Annotated in this window: 13 protein-coding genes, 1 pseudogene and 1 riboswitch; of the genes and pseudogenes, 3 read left to right on the plus strand and 11 right to left on the minus strand. The window is 71.3% G+C overall.

The features are described from left to right. Positions 1-18 precede the first annotated feature (18 nt). The 3 genes from ACE1OC_RS11040 to ACE1OC_RS11050 form a co-directional block, all read right to left on the minus strand. Entirely contained in the window at positions 19-825 is an 807-nt protein-coding gene (locus ACE1OC_RS11040; RefSeq protein ID WP_407836885.1) for a M23 family metallopeptidase, read from the minus strand. Positions 826-837: 12 nt separating this feature from the next. Then, positions 838-997: riboswitch (cyclic di-AMP (ydaO/yuaA leader) on the minus strand. A gap of 227 nt (positions 998-1224) precedes the next feature. After that, positions 1225-2592: a M16 family metallopeptidase gene (locus tag ACE1OC_RS11045; protein ID WP_407841530.1), complete on the minus strand. Its 1368-nt coding sequence runs from the start codon at positions 2590-2592 to the stop codon at positions 1225-1227. Between the two features lie 20 nt (positions 2593-2612). Then, on the minus strand, positions 2613-3980 hold the full coding sequence (locus ACE1OC_RS11050) for a M16 family metallopeptidase (RefSeq protein WP_407836886.1): 1368 nt from the start codon (positions 3978-3980) through the stop codon (positions 2613-2615). A gap of 265 nt (positions 3981-4245) precedes the next feature. Here ACE1OC_RS11050 and ACE1OC_RS11055 point away from each other — a divergent pair, with 265 nt between their 5' ends. After that, the gene (locus ACE1OC_RS11055; RefSeq protein WP_407836887.1) at positions 4246-6702 is read left to right on the plus strand and encodes a DNA gyrase/topoisomerase IV subunit A; all 2457 of its coding nucleotides are present in this window, start codon (positions 4246-4248) and stop codon (positions 6700-6702) included. 118 nt (positions 6703-6820) lie between these two features. Beyond that, positions 6821-8913 (plus strand): annotated as a pseudogene (locus ACE1OC_RS11060) (restriction endonuclease). 227 nt (positions 8914-9140) lie between these two features. Here the strand turns inward: ACE1OC_RS11060 and ACE1OC_RS11065 are convergent. Genes ACE1OC_RS11065 through ACE1OC_RS11075 form a run of 3 tightly spaced genes read right to left on the minus strand, consistent with a single transcriptional unit; the run spans position 9141 to position 11649 of the window. After that, positions 9141-9311 (minus strand): hypothetical protein, encoded by a 171-nt coding sequence (locus ACE1OC_RS11065; RefSeq protein ID WP_407836888.1) that lies wholly within the window; start codon positions 9309-9311, stop codon positions 9141-9143. Positions 9312-9321: 10 nt separating this feature from the next. Continuing rightward, positions 9322-10431 carry a CobW family GTP-binding protein gene (locus tag ACE1OC_RS11070; protein WP_407836889.1) on the minus strand — a complete coding sequence of 370 codons (1110 nt, stop codon included), beginning with the start codon at positions 10429-10431 and terminating at the stop codon, positions 9322-9324. A 42-nt stretch (positions 10432-10473) separates the two neighbouring features. Further along, on the minus strand, positions 10474-11649 hold the full coding sequence (locus ACE1OC_RS11075; RefSeq protein WP_407836890.1) for a citrate synthase: 1176 nt from the start codon (positions 11647-11649) through the stop codon (positions 10474-10476). A gap of 64 nt (positions 11650-11713) precedes the next feature. Between ACE1OC_RS11075 and ACE1OC_RS11080 the strand changes: the two genes are divergently transcribed. Continuing rightward, positions 11714-12976 (plus strand): citrate synthase, encoded by a 1263-nt coding sequence (locus tag ACE1OC_RS11080; RefSeq protein ID WP_407841531.1) that lies wholly within the window; start codon positions 11714-11716, stop codon positions 12974-12976. A gap of 31 nt (positions 12977-13007) precedes the next feature. Here ACE1OC_RS11080 and ACE1OC_RS11085 read toward each other — a convergent pair whose 3' ends face one another. From ACE1OC_RS11085 to ACE1OC_RS11105, 5 genes are all read right to left on the minus strand, one after another. Further along, complete coding sequence (locus ACE1OC_RS11085; protein ID WP_407836891.1) at positions 13008-15461, minus strand: discoidin domain-containing protein; 2454 nt, start codon at positions 15459-15461, stop codon at positions 13008-13010. Between the two features lie 97 nt (positions 15462-15558). After that, complete coding sequence (locus ACE1OC_RS11090) at positions 15559-17166, minus strand: alpha-amylase family glycosyl hydrolase (protein WP_407836892.1); 1608 nt, start codon at positions 17164-17166, stop codon at positions 15559-15561. 83 nt (positions 17167-17249) lie between these two features. After that, complete coding sequence (locus tag ACE1OC_RS11095) at positions 17250-18125, minus strand: carbohydrate ABC transporter permease (protein WP_407836893.1); 876 nt, start codon at positions 18123-18125, stop codon at positions 17250-17252. Between the two features lie 13 nt (positions 18126-18138). Further along, positions 18139-19047 carry a carbohydrate ABC transporter permease gene (locus tag ACE1OC_RS11100; protein ID WP_274549892.1) on the minus strand — a complete coding sequence of 303 codons (909 nt, stop codon included), beginning with the start codon at positions 19045-19047 and terminating at the stop codon, positions 18139-18141. Positions 19048-19151: 104 nt separating this feature from the next. Beyond that, complete coding sequence (locus tag ACE1OC_RS11105) at positions 19152-20552, minus strand: ABC transporter substrate-binding protein (protein ID WP_407836894.1); 1401 nt, start codon at positions 20550-20552, stop codon at positions 19152-19154. Positions 20553-20561: the final 9 nt, after the last annotated feature.

A 20561-nucleotide genomic window follows, 5' to 3' on the forward strand; every position in this document is an offset into this window, starting at 1 on the left:
GGTGCGGAGCGCAGCGGGTCAGACGGTGACGCCGTGCGAGCGCAGGTACGTGATCGGGTTGATGTCCGTGCCGTAGTCGGCGCCGGTGCGGGCCTCGAAGTGCAGGTGCGGGCCGCTGGAGTTGCCCGTGGAGCCCGACAGGCCGATCTTCTGGCCCGGGGTGACCTGCTGGCCGACGGAGACGCTCAGCGAGGACATGTGGCCGTACTGGGTGTACGTGCCGTCGGCGTGCTTGATGACGACGTTGTTGCCGTACGCGCCGCCGTAGCCCGCCTCGACCACGGTGCCGAGGCCCACGGCGTGCACCTCGGTGCCGGAGGCGGCGTGGAAGTCGATGCCGGTGTGGCTGCCGGAGGACCACATGCCGCCACCCGCGTGGTACTGGGTGCTGACGTAGGTGTCGTCGAGCGGGGAGACGAAGGTGTTGAGGCGCTTGCGCTCCTCTTCGCGGGCGGCGCGCTCGGCGGCCTCGCGCTCGGCCTTGGCCTGGGCTTCGGCCTGCGCCTTGGCCTCGGCGGCCCGCTGCCTGGCGTCGGCCTCGGCCTGCGCCTTGGCGGCGGCGGCCTCGGCGGCCCGCTGCTGGGACTGGGCCTGGGCCTCGACGTCACCGGCGAGCTCGTCGGCCACCACGATGGTGTTGAGGGTGCCGGTGTCCTCGATGGAGGGGCTGTGGTCCGCGGCGAACGCGGGGCCGGCCAGGGAGCCGACGACACCAGTGGTGGCGAGGGCGGCTATGCCGGCGTAGCCGGCGGTCCTGCGGCTGAGACGACTCGAACCACGGTGCTTGCCGGAACCGGAACCGGCTGCACGACTGCCAAACGCCATGAAGGGGTTGATCCTTTCCTTCCCTCTCGCCTACCGGGTTAGCTGACGGGTTCGGAGCAGGAAGGTCTCCTACGGGCCCCCTCTTGCGAGGCGGTCCGATTCACCCCAGGGACACAAGTGGGTCCCCGGCTCCCCAGGCTCGCGCCTGACGGGGACTCGGCGATCGCTGTCCGGTGCCGCGGACGCGGCGGTTACAACTGACGAACAGCACGGCCGACGCTAGGCGGATCATCAGTCAATCGCCAAACAGACACGCCCTTTTGTTGCGTACGCCACACCACATACAAGCAACCACACCACTAAAGGCCAAATAAAGGACAAAAGGGACCCCGGCGGACAAGCCGCCGGAGCCCCTTGAGCGGCGGGCCAGTTGACGGCCCGCCGGAGATCAACTGACGATCAGTTGGTGACCACGGTCACGTCGCCGATCCCGAGGGCCCGCACCGGCTCCTCGATCTGCGAGGCGTCGCCGACCAGGACCGTGACCAGACGGTCCACCGGGAAGGCGTTGACGACCGCCGAAGTGGCCTCCACCGTCCCGGTTTCAGCGAGCCGCGCGTACAACTGCGCCTGGTAGTCGTCCGGCAGCTCCTGCTCGACCTGGTCGGCGAGCGTGCCCGCGACGGAGGCGGCCGTCTCGAACTTCAGCGGGGCCACCCCCACCAAGTTCTGCACGGCCACGTCCCGTTCGGCGTCGGTCAGGCCGCCCTCGGCGAGGGTGCGCAGCACCGTCCAGAGGTCGTCCAGCGCCGGGCCGGTGTTGGGGGTGTCCACCGAGCCGCTGATGGCGAGCATCGAGGCGCCCTTGCCGTCGGCGGTGGAGCGCAGCACCTGGCCGAAGGCGCGCACGCCGTACGTGTACCCCTTCTCCTCGCGCAGCACCTTGTCCAGCCGGGAGGTGAGCGTGCCGCCGAGGCAGTACGTACCGAGCACCTGGGGCGCCCAGACCCGGTCGTGCCGGTCCGCGCCGATGCGGCCGATCAGCAACTGCGTCTGGACCGCGCCGGGCCGGTCCACGATGACCACGCGGCCCGTGTCGTCGGCGGTGATCGGCGGGACCGGGCGCGGGGCGGTGGTGTCACCGGTCCACGCGCCCAGGGTGTCGGCCAAGACGGCGTCCAGGTCGATGCCGGTCAGGTCGCCGACGACCACCGCGGTGGCGGTCGCGGGGCGCACATGGGCCTCGTAGAAGGCCCGTACGGCCGCGGAGTCGATGCGGGCGACGGTCTCCTCGGTGCCCTGACGCGGGCGCGACATCCGCAGGGTGGCCGGGAAGAGCTCCTTCGAGAGCTCCTTGGCGGCGCGGCGCTGCGGGTTGGCGCTCTCGTGCGGGATCTCGTCGAGCCGGTTGCGCACCAGGCGGTCGACCTCGGCGTCGGCGAAGGCCGGCGCGCGCAGCGCCTCGGCGACCAGCCCCAGCGCCTTGTGCAGGCGGGAGGCCGGAACCTCCAGGGAGACCCGCAGGCCCGGGTGGTCGGCGTGCGCGTCGAGGGTGGCGCCGCAGCGCTCCAGCTCGGCGGCGAACTCCTCGGCGGAGCGCTTGTCGGTGCCCTCGGACAGGGCGCGCACCATGATCGTGGCCACGCCGTCGAGGCCCTCGGGCTCCGCGTCGAGCGGAGCGGCGAGGTTGATCTCGACCGCGACCACCTGCTGGCCCGGGCGGTGGCAGCGCAGCAGGGTCAGGCCGTTGGCCAGCGCCCCGCGCTCGGGGGCCGGGAAGGCCCACGGCTGCGGCTCCCCGGCCTCGGGGCGCGGGTGGAAGGTCATCGTGACGGCTGCGGTGTCGCTCACTGCTCCGCCCCCTCGTTCTCGTCGCTCGCGTCGGTCTCGTCAGTGTCATCAGCTGCGTTGGCTTCGAGCGGCTCGTAGACGAGCACCGCCCGGTTGTCAGGGCGCAGTCGGGCCGCGGCCACGGCCTGCACTTCCTCGGCGGTGACGTCGAGGACGCGCTGGACGGCGGTCAGGGCGAGCTGCGGGTCGCCGAACAGCACCGCGAAGCGGCACAGTTCGTCGGCGCGGCCGGCCACCGTGCTCAGCCGGTCCAGCCATTCGCGCTCCAGCTGGGCCTGCGCGCGCTCCATCTCCTCGGCCGTCGGGCCCTCGGCGGCGAACCGCGCGAGCTCCTCGTCGACGGCCGCCTCGATGGCGGGCACCTCGACGCCGCTGGAGGTCTTGACGTCCAGCCAGCCCAGCGAGGGGGCGCCGGCGAGGCGCAGCATGCCGAAGCCGGCCGCGACGGCGCTCTGGTCGCGGCGCACCAGGCGGTTGTGCAGACGGGAGGACTCGCCGCTGCCCAGCACGGTCAGCGCCACGTCGGCGGCGTCGCACTCGCGGGTGCCGTCGTGCGGGAGCCGGTAGGCCGCCATCAGCGCGCGGGCCGGAACCTCCTCGACGACCTCCTCGCGCAGCTGCTCGCCCATGATCTCGGGCAGCGAGCCGTCGCGCGGCGGCTGCTTGCCGTCGTGGCCGGGGATGGTGCCGAAGTACTTCTCGACCCAGGCGAGCGTCTTCTCGGGGTCGATGTCGCCGACGACCGAGAGCACCGCGTTGTTGGGCGCGTAGTACGTACGGAAGAACGCGCGGGCGTCCTCCAGGGACGCGGCGTCCAGATCGGCCATGGAACCGATCGGGGTGTGGTGGTACGGGTGGCCCTCCGGGTAGGCCAGGGCCGTCAGCTTCTCGAAGGCCGTGCCGTACGGGACGTTGTCGTACCGCTGGCGGCGCTCGTTCTTGACGACGTCGCGCTGGTTCTCCATGGACTCGTCGTCCAGGGCGGCCAGCAGCGAGCCCATCCGGTCCGCCTCCAGCCACAGCGCGAGCTCCAGCTGGTGGGTCGGCATCGTCTCGAAGTAGTTGGTCCGCTCGAAGCTGGTGGTCCCGTTGAGGGAGCCGCCGGCGCCCTGGACCAGTTCGAAGTGGCCGTTGCCGGAGACGTTCTTCGAGCCCTGGAACATCAGGTGCTCGAAGAGGTGAGCCAGGCCCGTACGTCCCTTGACTTCGTGGCGCGAGCCGACGTCGTACCAGAGGCAGACCGCGGCGACCGGGGTCAGGTGGTCCTCGGACAGCACCACGCGCAGGCCGTTGGCCAGCCGGTGCTCGGTCGCTGTGAGGCCGCCGGAGCCGGCGTGAGCTGTGGCCGTGTGACCCATGGGCATGTGGTCCCTTCGATCGCGATGCAGAGATTCCTGTCAGACCTGCCACTGTATGCAAGCGTGTCGGCCGGCGGAGAAGTTCCCGGCCCAGTCCTGGGTCGGAGTCGGCGTTGTCGGTGCCTCGGGCCACAATGGTCCGCGTCACCCCTGTCCGAAACCGGTCCGCCCCCCGTACCGCCCCCGTCCCAGCCCAGTCCCAGCCCCACCCCCCGTCCCACCCCGTGAGAGCTCAGCTCATCCCGATTCTTGGTTAAGGAGCCGCGCAGCGATGGCCCGCCGCAGCACGAAGACCCCGCCGCCGGAGGATTTCGAGGAGAAGATCCTCGACATCGACGTCGTCGACGAAATGCAGGGCTCCTTCCTCGAGTACGCGTACTCGGTGATCTACTCCCGCGCCCTGCCCGACGCCCGCGACGGCATGAAGCCGGTGCACCGGCGCATCGTCTACCAGATGAACGAGATGGGCCTGCGCCCCGACCGCGGCTACGTGAAGTGCGCCCGCGTCGTCGGCGAGGTCATGGGCAAGCTGCACCCGCACGGCGACGCGTCGATCTACGACGCCCTCGTGCGCATGGCGCAGCCCTTCTCCATGCGGCTCCCGCTGGTCGACGGCCACGGCAACTTCGGCTCGCTCGGCAACGACGACCCGCCGGCCGCGATGCGGTACACCGAGTCGAAGATGGCCGACGCCGCCTCGTTGATGACGGACGGGATCGACGAGAACACCGTCGACTTCGCCGCGAACTACGACGGCCAGGAGCGCGAACCGGTCGTCCTTCCGGCCGCGTACCCGAACCTGCTGGTCAACGGCGCGTCCGGGATCGCGGTGGGCATGGCCACCAACATGGCCCCGCACAACCTCGGCGAGGTCATCGCGGCCGCCCGCCACCTGATCCGCTACCCCGAGGCGGACCTGGACGCGCTGATGCGCTTCGTGCCGGGTCCCGACCTGCCCACGGGCGGCCGGATCGTCGGCCTCGCGGGCATCAAGGACGCCTACGAGAACGGCCGCGGCACCTTCAAGATCCGCGCCACGGTGGCCCTGGAGGACGTGACCCCGCGCCGCAAGGGGCTGGTCGTCACCGAACTGCCCTTCACGGTCGGTCCCGAGAAGGTCATCGCGAAGATCAAGGACCTGGTCGGCTCGAAGAAGCTCCAGGGCATCGCGGACGTCAAGGACCTCACGGACCGCTCGCACGGCCTGCGCCTGGTCATCGAGATCAAGAACGGCTTCCACCCCGAGGCCGTGCTGGAGCAGCTGTACAAGCTGACGCCGATGGAGGAGACCTTCGGCATCAACAACGTCGCGCTGGTCGACGGGCAGCCGCTGACGCTGGGCCTCAAGGAGCTGCTGGAGGTCTACCTCGACCACCGCTTCGAGGTCGTCCGCCGGCGCAGCGAGTTCCGCCGCGGCAAGCGGCGCGACCGCCTGCACCTCGTCGAGGGCCTGCTCGTGGCCCTGCTCGACATCGACGAGGTCATCCGGATCATCCGGGACAGCGACAACTCCGCGCAGGCCAAGGAGCGCCTGATGGAGCGCTTCTCGCTGAGCGAGATCCAGACCCAGTACATCCTGGACACCCCGCTGCGCCGGCTCACCCGCTTCGACCGGATCGAGCTGGAGTCCGAGCGGGACCGGCTGGCCGGAGAGATCGACGAGCTGACCGGGATCCTGGACTCCGACAGCGAGCTGCGCAAGCTCGTCTCGGCGGAACTGGCCGCGGTGTCGAAGAAGTTCGGCACGGAGCGCCGTACGGTGCTGCTGGAATCGGCGGGGACGCCGGTGGCGGCGGTCCCGCTCGAGGTCGAGGACACCCCGTGCCGGGTGCTGCTGTCCTCCACCGGTCTGCTGGCCCGCACGCCGAACGCCGAGCCGCTTCCCGAGGAGGAGGGCGGCGCCCGCGCCAAGCACGACCTGATCGTCTCGCAGGTCGCGGCGACCGCGCGGGCGGAGATCGGCGTGGTCACCTCGTACGGCCGGCTCCTGCGGCTGTCGGTGATCGACCTGCCGCAGCTGCCGGACACCCACGCCGCGCCGAACCTGGCCGGCGGGGCCCCGGTCTCGGAGTTCCTCTCCGGACTGGAGGCCGACGAGAAGGTCGTCTGCCTGACCTCGCTGGACGAGTCGGGGCAGGGCCTGGCGCTCGGCACCGAGCAGGGCGTGGTCAAGCGGGTCGTGCCGGACTATCCGGCCAACAAGGACGAGCTGGAGGTCATCACCCTCAAGGACGGTGACCGGATCATCGGGGCGGTCGAGCTGCGCACGGGCGAGGAGGACCTCGTCTTCATCACCGACGACGCCCAGCTGCTGCGCTACCCGGCGGGCCAGGTCCGCCCGCAGGGCCGCCCCGCGGGCGGCATGGCGGGCATCAAGCTCGCGGACGGCGCCAAGGTGATCCACTTCTCGGCGGTGGACCCGGCGCGCGAGGCCGTGGTGTTCACGGTGGCGGGGTCGTACGGGACGCTGGACGACTCGATGCAGTCCGGCAAGCTGACCCCGTTCGACCAGTACCCGCGCAAGGGCCGGGCCACCGGCGGCGTGCGCTGCCAGCGCTTCCTGAAGGGCGAGGACGTCCTGCTGCTGGCCTGGGCGGGCGGTTCCCCGGTCCGCGCGGCGGCGGCGAACGGCACTCCGGCCGCGCTGCCCGCGGTCGACCCGCGCCGCGACGGCTCGGGCACGGCCCTGCCGGCCGTGGTCACGGCGCTGGCGGGTGCGGCGCTGTAGGAAGGCCGTAGGCAGTACGCGATCATTCGGGTGGTACGTCCGGGGGACGTACCACCCGAATGGCGACTAGTGTTTTCCCTCTTGGCACTGTCGGGTGGGGCGGGGAGACACAGAACTGATGAGTCGTCGGGCGGGCGGATTGATCAGTGACTGGGCGGAGGCCCAGCGCCGGACGCAGCAGACGCAGCTGATCCAGCAGCGCGAGGCCGAACGTCGGCAGCGGACGTACGAACGGGACGTGGCCCGAGGTCAGCGCGAGCAGCAGGCCGCCTACAAACAGCACCGCGAGGCCGAGGCCCGGCGGGCGACCGAGCGGCTCGACGCCCAGGTCGCGGCCCTGCAGGGGCTGTTGGCGGCGGGCTGCCGGACCCCGGCGTTCCGGCTGGCCGACCTGGTCAGGCCCGATCGGCTCGACCCCTTCGATCCGGGGACCCTGGCTCACCCCGTGCCGCTGCCGCAGTTGCACCACTTCCAGCAGCAGAGCAGCGGCTGGACGCTGGGCTCGAACCGGCGGGCGCAAGCGGAGCGGGAGGCTCACGCCCGGTACACGCAGGCCTGGCAGGCGGCTCAGGCCGCTGAGGCACAGCGGCGGCAGCAGCTGGCGGCGTACCGGCAGCAGTACGACCGCTGGGCGACCGAGCAGCTCGCCGGGATCCGCGGGCACAACCGCGGGCTCACCGAGCTGGCCGGGGCGCTGCGCGCGGGCGACGCCGAGGCCGCGGTGGAGTACTTCTCGGCGGCCCTGTACGCCTCGGCCGGATGGCCGGAGAACCTGCCGCGACAGGTGTCGGCGGCCTACGACCCCGCACGGCGCCAGCTCGTACTGGACTGGAACTGCCGGGGTACGAGGTGGTGCCGGAGGCCAAGTCGGTGCGGTACGTACCGAGCACGGACCAGGACAAGGAGACGGCCCGCCCGGCCACGCAGCGGCGGGCGGTCTACCGGGACCTGCTGGCGCAGTGCGTGCTGCTGGTGGTCCACGATCTGTACGCCGCCGACGAGTTCGGCGTGCTGGAGTCGGTCGTCGTCAACGGTTTCGTGGACGCCCACGATCCGGTGACGGGACGGGAGGCGCAGCTCGTACTGGCCTCCGTGTCGGCGGCGCGGTCCGCCTTCACCGGTCTGCGCCTGGAGCTGGTGAGCGCGGTGGACTGCCTGGTGGAGGGGCTGGGCGGGCAGTTGTCGACGCGGCCGGACCAGTCGGCCGTCGTCCGCCCGGAACGCCGGCCAGGTGAGGTCGGCGGCGTCGTCAGCCACGGCGGGCAGGCGGGCCGCGACGAGGACGGGGACGAGCCGGACCTCTTCGCGATGGACCCGATCGCCTTCGAGAACCTGGTCGCCGAGCTGTTCCGGGCGATGGGCATGGAGGCGGTGACCACGCAGCGGTCCGGTGACGGCGGGGTGGACATCGAGGCGAACGACCCGTCCCCGATCACGGGCGGGCGGATCGTGGTGCAGGTCAAGCGCTACCGCAACACCGTGTCACCGACGGCGGTCCGGGATCTTTACGGCACGGTGCAGGACAAGGGGGCGAACAAGGGGGTGCTGGTCACCACCGCGACCTTCGGACCCACGTCGTACGCCTTCGCCGACGGCAAGCCGCTGGAGCTGGTTCACGGCGCCGCCCTCGTGGAGCTGCTGCACCGGCACGGACTGCGCGGCCGTCTCGGCCCGGGCGCGGCGCCCTCGGTCCCGGCCCAGCGGACGGCCCAGCCCGAGCCCGCCGCGGACCACAACGTGCTCGGCATGTCCTGGGCCGGATCGGTCGCGCTGGACGTGTGCGCGCTGGTCTGCGAAGGCGGCCGGGTGCTGAGCGAGGACCACTTCGTGTTCTTCAACAACCCGAACAGCCCGGACGGTTCGGTACGGACCCACGCGCACGCGGCGCCCGACAAGGCGGCGCTGCTGGTCGCCTTCGACGCGTTGCCGCAGCGGGCCGACCGGCTGGTCCTCGTCGCCGCGATCGACCCCGAGGTCAATCCGCACGCCGATCTGGCCGGCTTCACCGACGCCCGGATCCGGCTGCTGGGGCCGGCCGGCGAGGAGCTGGGCCAGTTGGAGGTCTCCGACGGCCGCGCCGGCGAAACAGCCCTGGTCCTGGGCTCCTTCCGGCGCCGCCCGGGCGGCGACTGGGACTTCGTCCTCGGCGGCAGGGGCTACCCGGGTGGCCTGGCACCCCTCCTCGGCGACTTCGGCATCGAGGTCGCCTGACGCAGCCGGCGCAGGGGCCGCCGCCAGGCCGCGCACACCAGCCAGACCCAGGTCGACGGCTGCGCCCAGTGGTACGCCCACAGCCACCCCGGCAGCCTCCGGTGCGGGATGAAGCTCCACAGGTCGTCGTCGGCCTCGTTGCCCCGCGGCTGGTCACGCAGCAGGTCCAGGGACTCCCGGTCGAGGGTGCCGTGGAGCCGGGCCGTGTGGGCCAGGGCGATGACGCCCTAGCGGCGGATCTCCGGGGCGGGCGATCGCATGGCGCGGGCGACCCGGGGCAGTATCGCCCCCGGGTCCGCGTGGTGGAGCGCGAGCCCGATCACCATTTCTCCGGCGTGGGGCTCACCGCGGTCGAAGGCAGCGTCCACGTCCGAGGGGTCGTCGGTCTCGATCCACACGGGGCTGCCCCTAGAAGTCGTCGGGATCGGGACCGGCCGCCTCGGCCGGGTCGGGGTCCGAGGCCGGCTCGGCCGGGCGGTCCACGTAGCGCAGGACGCCCCACATGCTCTCCGGGGTCCCGCGCCACGGCTCCGGTTCGCGGCAGCTCTCCAGTTCGCGGAGCAGGGCGGGGCCGTCGGTGCCCGAGCCGATCAGGACGAGCTGCGTCCGGCGCGACTCGCCCCGGCCCCAGGGGTGCGGGGCGAAGCGGAGGAAGCGGCCGACCGCGTGGATCTCGTAGCGCTCCTCGTGGCCGGGGACGCCGAAGTAGACGGAGCCCTTGATCCGGTAGAGCCCGGCCGGGCGGCGGTCGAGGAACTCGATGAACCGGCGCGGGCCGAGGGCCTGGTCGGACACGAACTCCGTGCTCTCGTAGGCCGCGTGGACGTGGTCCGCGTGATCATCCCCGTCGTGATCGCCGTCGTGGTCGTGTGCCTGGGCCAGCAGGTCCTCGAAGGACAGCTGCCCGCGCGTCTCCGTCCAGGGGCGGCGGTCGAAGAGCAGCTCCGGGTCGATCCGCCCGTGGTCCGCGCCGACGACCGGGATGCCCGGTGCGCAGAGCGCGGCGAGCGCGGCCTCGATCCGGGTGCGTTCGGCGGCGTCGATCCGGTCGGTCTTGTTGAGCACCACCAGGTCGGCGACGGCCAGGTGCCGGTCGGTCTCGGGGTGCCTGGTCCGGGTCGCGTCGAACTCCGCCGCGTCGACGACGTGCACCATCCCGCCGTAGCGGACGGCCGGGTTCTCGTTGGCGACGAGCATCCGGACCATCTCCTGCGGCTCCGCCAGCCCGCTCGCCTCGATGACGATCACGTCGATGCGGTGGACGGGGTCGGCGAGCTTCTCCAGGTACGCGTCCAGCTCGCTGCCGTCCACGGCGCAGCACAGGCAGCCGCCGCCGAGGGAGACCATCGAGTCCCCGACCTGGCCGGCCACCGCCATCGCGTCGACCTCGATGGAGCCGAAGTCGTTGACGACGACCCCGATCCGGGTGCCGCCCCGGTTGCCGAGCAGGTGGTTGAGGACGGTCGTCTTGCCGGATCCGAGGAATCCTGCGAGGACGACGACGGGGATGCTGTTCACCCGGTCGATCGTAGCCAGTGCTTCCCGGTCACAGCACCGGCCTCAGCCGAGGGCGGGCACCGGCCGGGGCGGGGTCGGACCGGTGTAGCGGGCTGCCGGCCGGATGATCTTCGAGTCGGCGGCCTGTTCCAGGACGTTCGCGCTCCAGCCGACCACGCGGGCCGCGCAGAAGGTCGGCGTGAACATCTCGCGCGGCAGCCCGCACAGCTCCATGACCACGCCCGCGTAGAACTCCACGTTGGTGTGCAGTTCCCGGCCGGGCTTGAGCTCGGCGAGGATCTCTTCGACGTACCGCTCGACCTCCACGGCGAAGTCCACGAGCGGGCCGCCGAACTGCAGGGCGATCCCGCGCAGCATCCGCGAGCGCGGGTCCTCGGTGCGGTAGACGGGGTGCCCGAAGCCCATGATCCGGTCGCCCGCGAGGACCCGCTCGCGGATCCACGGATCGATCCGGTCCGCCGTGCCGATGGCGTCGAGGGTGTCCAGGGCCCGGCTGGGGGCGCCGCCGTGCAGCGGGCCGGAGAGCGCGCCGATCGCCCCGGTGAGGCAGGCCGCGACGTCGGCGCCGGTGGAGGCGATCACGCGGGCGGTGAAGGTGGAGGCGTTGAAGCCGTGGTCGATCGTGGAGATCAGGTACCGCTCCACCGCGCGGGCCCTCACCGGCTCGGGTTCCCGTCCGGTCAGCATGTAGAGGTAGTTGGCCGCGTACGGGAGTTCGTCCCGCGGTTCCACCGGCTCCAGCCCCTGGCCGATCCGGTACAGGGCGGTGAGCAGGGTCGGTACGGCGGCGCAGGCGGCCAGCGCGTCGGCGGCACGGCGTTCGGGGGTCAGGTCGTAGACCGGGCGGAAGCCCGCGGAGGCGCCGAGCAGGGAGAGCGCCGTGCGCAGCCCGGCGAGCGGGCCGGACAGGGCGGTGGCGCGGGCCAGGGCGGGCAGGGCGTCCCGGACCTCGGCGGGGAGCCGGCGCAACGGGGCGATCTCGGCGGTGAAGGCGGCGCGCTCGGCGGCGTCGGCGGGCAGTGCGCCGCGGAACATCAGGTGCCACACGTCCTCGAAGGTGCGGCTCTCGGCGAGCTCGACCGCCGAGTACTGGCGGTAGTGGTAGAAGCCCTCACGGCCTCTCACGTCACCGAGCTGGGTCTCGGTGACCACGACTCCCGCGAGTCCGCGGGGGGTTTCGGCGGGTGCGACGGTGGTGTTCATGGATCGACCATCCATGATGCACTCAATCACTGTCAATATTGATTGAATCAATATATGTAGGGTGTGCGTCATGAGCGGCATGAACGACGAGTCCGGTGAGCGAAGGATCGGCACCCAGGAAGCGGCCCGGCTGCTGGGGGTGAAGCCCGCGACCGTGTACGCGTACGTCAGCCGCGGCCAGCTCACGAGCCGCCGCGACCCGGTCGGACGCTCCAGCAGTTTCGACGCCCGCGAGGTGGAGGCCCTGGCCCGGCGCAGCCGGCGCGAGGCGGCGGGTCCCCCCGGGTTCGCCGCCTCGGCCGCCTCCGCCGGGGAGCTCTCCGTACGCACCGCGCTCACCCTCATCGAGTCCGACCGGTACTACTTCCGTGGCGTGGACGCCGTGGAACTGGCCTCGCGGTACCGCTACGAGGAGGTCGCCGAGTGGCTCTGGACGGGGACCCTGGTCCGCGGCGCCCGGTTCACCGCTCCCCCGGAGTCCCTCGCCGCGGCCCGCCGGGCGGTCGCAGCGCTCCCCGAGCACAGCGGTCCGATCGACCGGCTGCGGGTGGCCGTCGCCGCCGCGGCGGTCGCGGATCCGCTGCGCTTCGACCTGTCCGAGCCGTCCGTACTGGACTCCGCGCGTGCCCTGATCCCCACCCTGGTCGGCGCCCTGCCGGAGGTGGGACCGGCGCAGTGGGGCGGGGACGGCCGCCTCTCCCGGCAGCTGTGGCCCCGGCTCTCCGCCCTGGACCCCGATCCGGACGCCCTGGCCGTCCTGGACCTGGCCCTGGCCCTGCTGACGGACCACGACCTGGCCGCCTCGACCCTGGCCGTACGGGTGGCCGCGTCGGCGCGCGCGCATCCGTACGCGGTGGTCTCGGCCGGGCTCGGCGCGCTCGAAGGCCCCCTGCACGGAGCGGCCGGGCGGCTCGCGCACCGGATGCTGGTGGAGGTGCTGGAGCGCGGCGGCGCGGCTCCGGTGGTGGCGGAGTACCTGCGGGCCGGACGCAGGGTGCCCGGGCTCGGGCACCGGCTGTACGAGGGCGAGGATCCGCGGGCGACGGCGCTGTTCGCCCGGCTGGAGCCGCTGGCGCAGGCCGGTCCGGCGCTGGGCGCGGCGCGCGAGGTGGCCGGGGTGATGGCCCGGCACGGCGGCGGCCTGTACCCCAATGTGGACCTGGCGCTCGCGGTGCTGACGGTCTCCTGCGGGATGGCCCCGGAGGCCGGGGAGACGGTCTTCGCGGTGGCCCGTACGGCCGGGTGGATCGCGCACGCGTTGGAGGAGTACGAGGAGCGCCCGCTGCGGATGCGACCGAGCGGGCAGTACCACGGACCCCGCCCGCCACGGCCGTTGCCGTGACGGGCGGGGAGTTCCCGGCAGGGGCCCGGGCTCAGCCTGCGTAGGCCTCGAACTCGCCGAGCTGCCCGGCCGGCCAGCCGGTGTTGCCGGTGAAGGCCAGCCGCAGGTGGCGCAGGTTCGTACCGGCGGGAAGGGTGATGGTCACCTTGTTCCCGCTCGCCGGATCGAAGACGTGGCCCTGGGGGGCGACGAGGGTGGCGAAGCCCGAACCGTCGGAGCTGCCGAGGACGGACAGGGTCTGGGTCCTGGCCCCCCAGGCGGTCGGCGGCGGAAGCTTCAGGACCAGGCGGCGCACCGGGGTGGCCGCCCCGAGGTCGACCGTGAGCGACTGCGGGAAGGCGTTGTTGAGGCTCTCCCAGTAGCTGTTCGGGTCTCCGTCGACGGCCTTGGCCGCGTCATAGCCCTGGTTGTACGAGGACTCGGCGACCGGCCTGCCCAGGGCCAGGTTGCGGGTGGGGTCCGGGGTCGGAGTCGGGGTTGGGGTGGGGGTGGGCGTGGGAGTAGGGGTCGGCGTCGGTGTGGGTGTCGGAGTGGGGCTCGGCGTGGGAGGAGGCGTCGGGCTCGGCGTCGGTTCCGGTCCCGGCTGGTCGGTCGCCGGGGGGAACGGCCCGCAATAGGTGTTCGGCAGCTTGGCGTTCCAGCCGGAGTTCCCGCTGCCCTGCGTCAGCTTCAGCTGCGCGCCCAGGCAGCTGTAGACCGGCTCGGTGAAGCCGATCCGGGTGGCCCTGACGTTGCTCATGGACAGCTCGGCCGGGTCGTTGAACTGGAGCGCGAACGTCCCGGTCTTGTCGATGGTGATGTTGTCGAAGTGCACGCCCTTCGTGCTGCCGGACACGAAGTGGATGGCGGCGTAGGAGCTGTCCAGGATGTCGCTGTCGGTCACGTTGATCGCGGCCTTGTCGATGGAGCTCGCCCGGCTGTCGAACCACACGGCGCCGATCGGGAAGTTCCACCCGTAGTCGGTGTTCCCGGTCCGGATCAGGGTGTTGCGGGCCAGCGTGAAGGTGCCCGAGACGTCCGTCCCCTGGCCGGGGGTGACCCCGGGATAGCGGTTGCCGACGTGCAGGCCGCCGCCGTTGGACAGGGTCTCGGCGGCCACGTTGTCGGTGACGCTGATGTCCTTGCCGCCGTAGATCGCGATGTTGTTGGCGAGGATCGGCAGGACGACGGTGTTGTGGCTGAAGGAGTTGGCGACGTTGTTCTTGGTGTCCGCCCACATGGCGAGGCCGTCGTCGCCCAAGTTGCGCAGGAAGGTGTTCTCCACGGAGGAGCGGGTGACGCCCCAGTGGAAGTTCACCCCGTCCGCCGTCTGGTCGAGGATCCGGCTGTTCCTGATGTGGAAGTTGTCCATCGGGCCGTCCATCCAGGCCCCGACCTTGGTCCGCTGCATCCACACGTTGTCGACGACGGAGTCGCTCATCGCGCCGCCGATGGCGTTGACCTGGTCGTCGTCGATGCGGTCGGCGATCTCGCCGATGATCGCGAAGTCCTTCAGCGTGACGTTTCTGCTCGGCCCGCCGCTCTCGTGCGGGCGGATCTGTCCGCCGTATCCACCGCCCTGTACGTACTTCCCGTAGATCCCGGCCGCGCGGCTGCGGTCGGTGGGGTGGCGCCCGGTGAGGACGGAGTACCAGGGTCCGGCCCCGCGCAGTGTCACCTTGTCCACCACCACGTGATCGGTGAGCTTGAAGGTGCCCTGCGGGATCCACACCTCCTTCGCCTGTGCCGCGCCCGCGTCCACCGCCTGCTGGAAGGCGGCCGTGGAATCGGCGGAGCCGTTCGGATCGGCCCCGAAATCGGCCACGGACAGGGAGCCGGCCGGCCGCGTCCCGGGCGGCGCGACCTCCTCGAAGTCGGCGAGGTCCACGATCGCCCACGGGGTGGCTCCGAGGGAGGAAAGGGTGAGCCGGACCTTGGAGCCCGCCGGGAGGGTCTTCCCGAAGAGGGTGCGGGTCTCCTCGTAGAAGTGGTGCGGTTTGTCGCCGTTCGGCTGGTTGGTGAAGGGGTAGCTGCCGTAGAACCAGCTGTACTTGGAGGTGAAGTCCAGGTCCTTCAACTTGGTCCCGTCCAGCTTCAGCTCCACGGGTGCGCTGATCCCCGTGCCGGTCGCGTTGTCCGGTACGGAATAGCGCACGCTCATCGCGTTCGCGGGTTTGGTCAGCGTGAACTCGACGTACTCCCCCGCCGCGTCCAGCCGTACGGCGCTGCGCCCGGAGGCCTCCGCGGGCAGGCTCGTGTAGGTCCGGTCGGGCCCGATCACCGATCCGTTGGTGGCCGCCCGTTCCGCCTCCTGCTCGGTGAAGGGCACGGTCGCCCCGCGCCCCGGGACGTCCAGCGGCGACAGGACGGCCGGGGCGGCCGTCGCGCTGGGGGCCGCCACCAGCGGGAGGGCGGCGGCCGCCCCGAGGACTGCGGTGGCGGCCAGCGCGGCGAGCAGTGCGTTGGCCGGCCTCCGGCGTGCTGCGATGCGTGCTGCTGCGCTCATGACGGTGGGACCTCTCCATGCGGTGCGGGGGTGTCCACGGGCGGCTCTACGAGGTGGGGCGCGGGAAACGAGTGGTACCGGCGGTCCGGCTGCGGCGTCAGGTCCGCAGCCAGACCGCCGTGTCCTGTCCGAGCAGCCCGTCCGCACCCAGCGCGGAGCTGCTCAGCAGGAGGCTCGTGTGGGCCGGCAGCGGGACCGGCTCCGGGGACAGGTTGGCCACGCAGACCAGCCCGTCGGGGCGGCCGAAGGCGAGCACCCCGGGCGGCGCGGGCAGCCACTCCAGCGATCCCCCGCCGAAGCCGGCCGCGGCCCGGCGCAGTCCGAGGGCCGTCCGGTAGAGGGTGAGCATCGAGTCCGGGTCCCCGGCCTGGCGGTCCGCGGCGTACGCCGGCCAGTCCGCGGGCTGGGGCAGCCAGGGCTCGTTCCACGGCTCGGCGGTCCACGGCAGCGGGACCCTGCACCCGTCCCGGCCGGGGTCGGTGCCGCCGGAGCGGAAGTGCATGGGGTCCTGGATGCGGCCGAGCGGGATCTCGGCCTCGGGAAGCCCCAGTTCCTCGCCCTGGTAGACGTAGACGGCGCCGGGGAGAGCGAGGGTGAGCAGCGCGGCGGCGCGGGCCCGCCGGGTGCCGAGGGCCAGGTCCGCGGGGGTCCCGAAAGCCTTGGTCGCGAAGTCGAAGCCGGTGTCGGCGCGCCCGTAGCGGGTGACCGTACGGGTCACGTCGTGGTTGCACAGCACCCAGGTGGCCGGGGCTCCGACGGGGGCGTGCTCGGCGAGGGTCTCCTCGATGGAGGTGCGCAGCCGGCCGGCGTCCCACGGGCAGCTGAGGAAGGAGAAGTTGAAGGCGGTGTGCAGTTCGTCGGGGCGCAGGTAGCGGGCGAAGCGCTCGGAGTCCGGCAGCCAGACCTCGCCGACGAAGATGGCCCCGTACTCGTCGGCGATGGCCCGCCAGGAACGGTAGATGGCGTGCAGGTCGTCGCGGTCGATGTACGGGTGCACTTCTCCGGGCCACGGCTCGGCCGAGCGGCCGGCCAGGTCGGGGAGGGCCGGGTCCTTGGCGAGCAGGGCCGCGGAGTCGATCCGTACGCCCGACACTCCGCGCTCGAACCAGAACCGCAGGACTTCCTCGTGCTCCCGGCGGACGGCGGGGTGGTCCCAGTTGAGGTCGGGCTGCTCGGGGGTGAAGAGGTGCAGGTACCACTCCCCGTCCGGTACCTGCGTCCAGGTGGCGGCGCCGTTGAACTGCGAGGGCCAGTCCCCCGGCGGCAGTTCGCCGTGCTCCCCGCGGCCCGGGCGGAAGTGGAAGAGCTCCCGCTCGGGGCTGCCGGGTCCGGCGGCGAGGGCGGCCTTGAACCAGGCGTGCTGGTCGGACACGTGGTTCGGGACGATGTCGACAATGGTGCGGATGCCCAGTTCACGGGCCTCGGCGATGAGCTTCTCGGCCTCGGCGAGGGTGCCGAAGGCGGGGTCGATGGTGCGGTAGTCGGCGACGTCGTAGCCGCCGTCGGCGAGCGGGGAGAGGTACCAGGGGGTGAACCACAGGGCGTCGACGCCCAGTTCGGCGAGGTAGGGGAGGCGGGCGCGGACGCCCACGAGGTCACCGGTGCCGTCCCCGTCGCCGTCGGCGAAGCTCCGTACGTACACCTGGTAGATGGCGGCCGAGCGCCACCAGTCGGCGGCGTTTTCGGACAGGGGAAAGTCAGCCACGGAGGGGTCCTTTCACGGCGTTCTTTTCACGCCGTTCTTCTCACAGGGGGGCGGCCGGGCACGGCGGCGGTGCGGGGTGGTGCTCACCCCTTGAGGGAGCCTGCCGTCAGGCCGCTCATGATGTTGCGCTGGAAGATCAGGAAGATGATGAGCGTGGGCGCCGAGGCCATCGCGAGCGCGGCGACGAGATGGTTCTCGGGCACTCCCCTGGCGAGCGAGTAGATGCCGACGTTGAGCGTCTGCAGGGCCGGGTCGGGGAGGGTGAGCATGGGCCAGAGGAAGTCTTTCCAGACCCCGACGATGGCGAAGATCGACACGACGCCGAGGACGGGCCGGGACATCGGCAGGACGACGGAGCGCAGGGTGCGCAGGGAGGAGGCTCCGTCGATGGCGGCGGCATCGAGGATCTCGCCGGGGATGGAGTCGAAGAATCGTTTCAGAAGGAAGATGTTGAAGGCGTTCGTGACCGAGGGCAGCCAGATCACCCAGGGCGTGTTGAGCAGGTTCCGCTCGATGAGCGGCATGTCCAGGACCGTGAGGTACTGCGGTACGACGAGGACCGTGGCCGGGATCATCAGCGTCGCCAGCATCATGCCGAGGACCGCCTTGCCGAAGACCGGCCGGAGCTTGGACAGCGAGTAGGCGGCGGCCACGTCGAGGACGAGCTGGAAGGCCAGGGCGCCGAACGCGTAGTAGAGGGTGTTGAACAGCAGCTTGGCGAGGTCCATGACCTTCCAGGCCGCCGAGTAGTTGTCGGCGTGCAGGGAGTCCGGGACCACGGTCGGCGGGACCTGGGTGAACTCCGCGGTGCTCTTGAGGCCGTTGGCGACCATCCAGTAGAGGGGCCCGAGGAAGACGACCGTGAAGCCGATCACGACCACGGCCAGGACGGTCCAGTAGGCGATCTTGCCTCGGGTGCGGCCGAGTTGGGCCGGGGATATCAGCGTGCGCTCTGACATGTGGGTCCTCCCGTCAGTTCTCGTTGTCGCGGCTCAGCCGGACGTACACGGCGGAGAAACCGGCGAGCAGGACGAGCAGGCACAGGCCCAGGGCCGCGGCGCCGCCGTACTGGTTGAAACTGAAGGCGTACTGGTAGATGAGGACGACGACGGTGGTGGTCGATCCTTCGGGGCCGGCGCCGCCGGTGAGCATGAACGGTTCGACGAACACCTGCATCGTCGCGATGATCTGCATGAGCAGCATCAGCGAGAGGATGAGCTTGGTCTGCGGGATCGTGACGTGCCAGATCTTGCGCAGCACCCCGGCTCCGTCGAGTTCCGCCGCCTCGTAGAGCTCTCCGGGGATGCCCTGGAGGGCTGCCAGGTAGATCAGGGTCGCGCCGCCCATGTTCATCCACGTGGAAGCGATGACGACGGAGACCATCGCGGTATCGGTGGATTGCAGCCAGTCTTGCGCCGGCAGGTGCAGGAATTCCAGAATCCTGTTGAAGACCCCGTAACCAGGGTCGTAGAAGTACTTGAAGAGCAGGATCGAGGCGACCGGCGGCATCATCACCGGGAGGTAGACCAGCAGGCGCAAGTAGCCCTGTGCGTGCCGGAATTCGTTGAGCACGATCGAGACCACGAACGGGACGGCGAAGCCGAGTACCAGCGCGAGCCCGCTGAAGAGCAGGGTGTTGCGCCAGGCCTGCCAGAACGCCGGGTCGTTGAAGACGTAGCGGAAATTGTCCCAGCCGACCCAGTGGACGGCTCCGCCCTCGGTCTTCTGGAAGGCCAGCAGGAACTCCCGGACCATCGGGTACCAGGAGAAGAAGGAGAAGCAGAGGACGGCGCCGATCAGAAAGCCGTGGGCCGAGAGGTTCCGCTTGAACGCCCGGAGGAATTCCTCACGAGAGGTACCGGGCAGGGTGGGAGCCGACATCGCCGCTCGCTCCTTGGTGGGTCGTCGCCATCGGTGTACGGGGTACGGGCCTGCGGGCGGGTCCGGGCCGGGGAGGCCGCCCGGACCTCCCCCGGCCGGGGCCGCTACTGGTTGGCCAGCACCTGGTTGACGGCCTTCTCGGCCTCCGCGAGGAGCTGCGCCGAGTCGGCGTCCTTGTTGGTCAGGACCGCCGACATCACCTTGTCGAGGACCTTGTAGACCTCCTGGGCCTTCGCCGGCTCGGCCTTGCCGGCCACCGGGTTGTCCAGGAAGGGCTTGAAGTTGACGACCGGCATGGTGGCGTTGGCGGCCTTCAGCTCGTCGTCCTTGGCCTTGCTGGCGCCGGTGAAGAAGGCGGGCTGCGGAAGCCCGACCGGCAGGCCGTCGGCCTTGGAACGGTCGTACTTGAACTGGCCCTTGCCGACCGCGAGCGTCTTGAAGTTCAGCCAGGCGATGGCGGCCTTGACCTTGTCCGGCGAGCTGCCCTTCTTGATCATGTAGCCGTTGCCGCCGGCCAGCGTGGCGGCGCCGCCGGGGATGGGGCCCATGCCGAAGTTCTCGTACTTGCCGGAGAGCTGCTGCACCATGTAGGTGATGTCGTCGGGCGCGGCGAGGAACATGCCGAGCTTGTCCGAGGCCATCTGCTTCTGCAGGTCGCCCCACTTGAGCAGCTGGGTCTTGCCCATGCTGTCGTCCTCCCAGCGCATGGCGTGGAGGTTGTCCACGATCTGCTTGCCGGTCGGGTTGTTGAAGGCCGCCTTGCCGTCGGCTCCGACGACGTCGCCGCCCATGCCGTACATGGCGGCCGTGAAGTGCCAGCCGCCGGTGTTCTCGACGCTGTACTCGCCGTAGCCGGCGGTGCCGTTGCCGAGCGCCGCGATCTTCTTGGCGGCGGCGCGGACCTCGTCCCAGGTGCGCGGGGGCTGGTCGGGGTTGAGGCCCGCCTGCTGGAAGAGCTTGCGGTTGATCAGCAGGCCCATCGTGTAGTTGCTGGTGGGCAGCCCGTAGAGCTTGCCGTCCTGCTTGAGGGTGTTGACGACGTTCTTGTCGATGTCGCCGAAGCCCGGGATCGACTGGGCCGTGACGTAGGCGGAGATGTCCTCGGCGCCGTCGTTGTCCAGCACCTGCTTGAGGTCGGTGAAGTAGGCGTAGAAGACGTCCGGCTGCGACTTGGCCTTGAGCATCGCCGTGAACCGCGGGGGCTCCAGGCACTGGCCGGGGGTGGAGCGGCCGTCGATCGTGACGTTCGGGTAGGTCTTGTTGAACTCCGCCACGTCCTCCTTCCACTGCTTGAGTTCGGCGGCCTTCGCCGCCGGCGGCATGCAGTCGATGGAGAGGGTGACCTTGGTCTTCGGGTCGAGCGGCGCGGAGGCGTCCGTGGAACCGCCGGACGGCTGGTTCTTGGTGTCGTCCCCGCTGCTGCTCGTGCCACAGGCCGCGAGGGCGGTGACGGCGAGCGCCGAGACGAGGGCGGTCGCGGTGGTGCGGCGGATGTTGGTTCTCATCGGTGGTCC

The sequence above is a fragment of the Streptomyces stoeckheimensis genome (assembly GCF_045822005.1).
Lineage (GTDB): Bacteria > Actinomycetota > Actinomycetes > Streptomycetales > Streptomycetaceae > Streptomyces > Streptomyces stoeckheimensis.

Coding starts and splice junctions, on each gene's coding strand:
- ACE1OC_RS11040 (WP_407836885.1), bottom strand. CDS start 825: ATGGCGTTTGGCAGTCGTGCAGCCGGTTCCGGTTCCGGCAAGCACCGT.
- ACE1OC_RS11045 (WP_407841530.1), bottom strand. CDS start 2,592: ATGACCTTCCACCCGCGCCCCGAGGCCGGGGAGCCGCAGCCGTGGGCC.
- ACE1OC_RS11050 (WP_407836886.1), bottom strand. CDS start 3,980: ATGCCCATGGGTCACACGGCCACAGCTCACGCCGGCTCCGGCGGCCTC.
- ACE1OC_RS11055 (WP_407836887.1), top strand. CDS start 4,246: ATGGCCCGCCGCAGCACGAAGACCCCGCCGCCGGAGGATTTCGAGGAG.
- ACE1OC_RS11075 (WP_407836890.1), bottom strand. CDS start 11,649: ATGGATGGTCGATCCATGAACACCACCGTCGCACCCGCCGAAACCCCC.
- ACE1OC_RS11080 (WP_407841531.1), top strand. CDS start 11,714: ATGAACGACGAGTCCGGTGAGCGAAGGATCGGCACCCAGGAAGCGGCC.
- ACE1OC_RS11085 (WP_407836891.1), bottom strand. CDS start 15,461: ATGAGCGCAGCAGCACGCATCGCAGCACGCCGGAGGCCGGCCAACGCA.
- ACE1OC_RS11095 (WP_407836893.1), bottom strand. CDS start 18,125: ATGTCAGAGCGCACGCTGATATCCCCGGCCCAACTCGGCCGCACCCGA.
- ACE1OC_RS11100 (WP_274549892.1), bottom strand. CDS start 19,047: ATGTCGGCTCCCACCCTGCCCGGTACCTCTCGTGAGGAATTCCTCCGG.
- ACE1OC_RS11105 (WP_407836894.1), bottom strand. CDS start 20,552: ATGAGAACCAACATCCGCCGCACCACCGCGACCGCCCTCGTCTCGGCG.